The sequence below is a fragment of the Nitrospirota bacterium genome, from assembly GCA_016214385.1.
Lineage (GTDB): Bacteria > Nitrospirota > Thermodesulfovibrionia > UBA6902 > JACROP01 > JACROP01.
Window position 1 is genome coordinate 1 of record JACROP010000059.1, and the last position, 3,211, is coordinate 3,211.

At 38.9% G+C, this 3,211-nt stretch carries 3 protein-coding genes; all 3 read left to right on the forward strand.

Annotation, left to right across the window (positions count from 1 at the left end; genetic code table 11):
• Positions 1 to 1,164: hypothetical protein (locus tag HZC12_03670; GenBank protein MBI5025826.1), on the forward strand; the 1,164-nt coding region annotated here is incomplete at its 5' end.
• A 1-nt stretch (position 1,165) separates the two neighbouring features.
• On the forward strand, positions 1,166 to 1,357 hold the full coding sequence (locus HZC12_03675; GenBank protein MBI5025827.1) for a hypothetical protein: 192 nt from the start codon (positions 1,166 to 1,168) through the stop codon (positions 1,355 to 1,357).
• A 342-nt stretch (positions 1,358 to 1,699) separates the two neighbouring features.
• A partial coding sequence (locus tag HZC12_03680; GenBank protein ID MBI5025828.1) for a hypothetical protein occupies positions 1,700 to 3,211 on the forward strand: 1,512 nt, incomplete at its 3' end.

Below are 3,211 nucleotides of genomic sequence, written 5' to 3' on the forward strand. Positions count from 1 at the left end.
ACAGCATCCAATCCCCTGCCAGGAGGTGGAACATCAAATAAGGCAACCTTCACAGTCTTAAATACTCTCCCTTCCCTCACATCCATAAACCCAACATCAACAGTAGAAGGAAGCCCTGAATTTACCCTTACATTAACAGGTGATAACTTCGTAAAGGCATCCATCGTAAGCTTCAATGATCAGCAATTTTCCTCAAGATACATAAGTAAGACACAGATAGAGGCAACGATACCATCAGAAGCCATAAAGACAGTGGGCAGTTATCAAGTCAAGGTAATCAATCCTGCCCCTGGCGGAGGAGAAAGTTCAGTCTTAACCTTTATAGTTAAGCTACCCCTTGAGATAAAGATAACATCGCCGACTGATGGGGAGACGATAAACAAAACAAAGATTATCGTCAAAGGAACTTTTAAATCAGACACTAAGGACATTGGTATAACAGTGAATGGGTTAATAGCGGAGACAATGGGTAACGAATGGATAGCCAACAATGTGCCTCTCACAGTCGGAACAAACACAATAACAGCTACTATCAAAGACAGCCTTGGTAATTCCGCAAGTGCATCGATCACGGTGAATACAACAGACATAACCCAGCCAATAGGACTCTCAGCAAACATCACAAGTGGAATTGCACCACTTCAGGTTTACTTCTCAGTCTCAACCTCTTTTACTCCTGTCTCGTACCAGATGGATTTTGAGGGGGATGGAGTGATTGACTACACAGGCCAAACCTTCGAAAACATAAGCCACACTTATACATCAGAAGGAATCTTTTATCCAACACTCACAGTTACAGATGATCAAGGGAATACCTATTCAGATACGATTGCAATAACAGTTCTGAATAAAACTGAGATAGATACTTTGCTTAAAGGGAAGTGGGAGGGGATGAAGAATAAACTCCAAAGTGGCGATATTGAAGGGATGATGGAGTACTTTGATTTATCTGTACAGGACACATATAGAGAGCAATTTAAAGCCTTGCTGTCAGTAGCAAATGAGATAGTTAACGACTTAAATACAGCACAAATCAATCTTGTTGAAATAGATGACATAAAAGCAGAATATGAGTTATTAACATTTAGAGCTGGGAAGGCGCTATCTTTCCACCTTGTGTTTGTAAAAGACAGCAGTGGCTTCTGGAGGATATGGAGGTTTTAGAATGGATATACAAAAAAATGTAATTATTACAATAGTCATTCTACTTTTGCCTTTCATCATAGGCTGCACCGTCACCAATAAATACGACTCTTATTACGGGAAGGTAATTGATGCAGAGACGAAAGAGCCAATAGAGGGTGCTGCTGTTTTAGCTGTTTATTATACAGAATGCACAGGAGACAGTTACAGATAAAAATGGGGAATTCAGGATACCTGCAATAAGGATTAATAAGTTCAGACTTTTGAGTGGCTGGGACCATTATCCACAGTTCAGGATATTCAAGCCTGGATATGGATGTTATCCTATGCATAAGGATGTAAAGCCTATGTTTGTGCCTAATGGGACATTGCCTGAGAAACAATATGTGACTATTGAATTGCCGAAGTTGAAGACGAGAGAAGAACGGATAGAAAATCAGCGATGCGAACCTGCTTCAATTCCTAAGGCAAAATATAAAAAGTTTCTTAAGATAATAAATGATGAACGTACAAGTTTGGGGCTAGAACCAGTACCTATAGAGTAAGAGGTATAAAAATGCTTTCTAAGAAATTTTTAGTAAAATCTATCTCAACTATTTTATTCTTAGGGTTTTTAACATCTCATGTATTTTCATATGATACTGATAATGTACATCCCTTAATTAATACAGCAGCTCTAAAGCAATCCAACAATTTTCTTAAATCTCTTTCTGATTTCGGATTCAATCAAGGGATAGATAGCATTGCAAATAAAAAGCAAATATATAAATGGTTTGAAGACGGAGCCAAACAAGAAGACTCTCCCATAATCCGTGCCAACAATCATTTCCACGATCCTACTAAATCCTGGAATAATGCAGGATTAGATGGGTATGTTGTTATTCCAGTATCTCCATATCTATATCATGTCACCGGTAAATCTTCCATTCTCTGGGCTCAGGATCAGAGTAATGTGGGATTTCTGTTAGGAGGAGATTGGTCCTGGGCCAAAGCACGGAGTCTTTATTATGAGGCGCTGACAGGGAAAGACAAAGACATAAGGGAGCAGAAGTTTGCTTATACATTTAGGGCATTAGGTCAAGTGATGCACCTGATAGCAGATTCTTCTGTTCCTGCCCATGTAAGGAATGATATACATGTGTTTCCTTTAACAATTCCTGGATTGGGAATCAGCGTTGGCAGACCAACCTATGAAAGCTGGGCAAAAAGTAACTATAGAAATCTTACCTACACAGGAATTTCTGTTAACCAATCCATCTTTAATGAGGCAGTCAATCTTTCTTTAGCTAAAGTTCCTATCTCAGCCTTATGGGATCAGAATAAGTATATTAACAATAACCCTGACATAACAGTTGGAGGCAGTATTGGAATAACCGAATACACAAATGCCAACTTTTTCAGCGAAGATACAATAAATTCAAAAAACTATCCTTATCCGAGGATTGACGGAAATACTCCAGTAGTTGGAAGGACTTATACAAGTGTTTCAGGCCAAGTATACACAAGAGAATATTATCTTAAAAAATGTTGTGGAGAGACAAAGGGAGGAGAGGGTTACCTTCTTTCAGCAGTTGACCTTCTTGATTATTACAGACAAAAATATCCGCTACTAAGTTTTGCCCTTCCAAAAATACCTGTCTTAGACAGAAATGTCTATACGGACTATGCCTCCTTTCTCATCCCCCGAGCAGTCGGCTACTCGGCAGGGCTATTGAATTATTTCTTCAGGGGAGAGATGGATATGGTAGAAGACCCTGATTATTTTAATGGATATAAAGTCAAAAACATGTCCTCTGAGGATATGGAGGGGTCATTTGAACTTTATTATGACAATAATACTGGAGAGAGAAAATTTATTACCTCGTGGCAGGGCAAAATACTTGCAAACAGCGAAGGTGGCTTAATAGAAATAAACTCTTTTCCGCAGGATTTCCCTTCAGGTAAAGAAGGGGAATGTATCCTTGTATTTCGAGGGAAAATGGGAAATGAAGAAAATGCAGTGGTAGGCAAAGTCCCTGTGCACATTAAAGAAAGAATCTTCATATATTTGAAATCTATGTACGTTTCT

Bases quoted from the DNA above. Each gene is read 5' to 3' on its own strand.
- HZC12_03675 (MBI5025827.1), top strand. From the start codon at position 1,166: ATGGATATACAAAAAAATGTAATTATTACAATAGTCATTCTACTTTTG.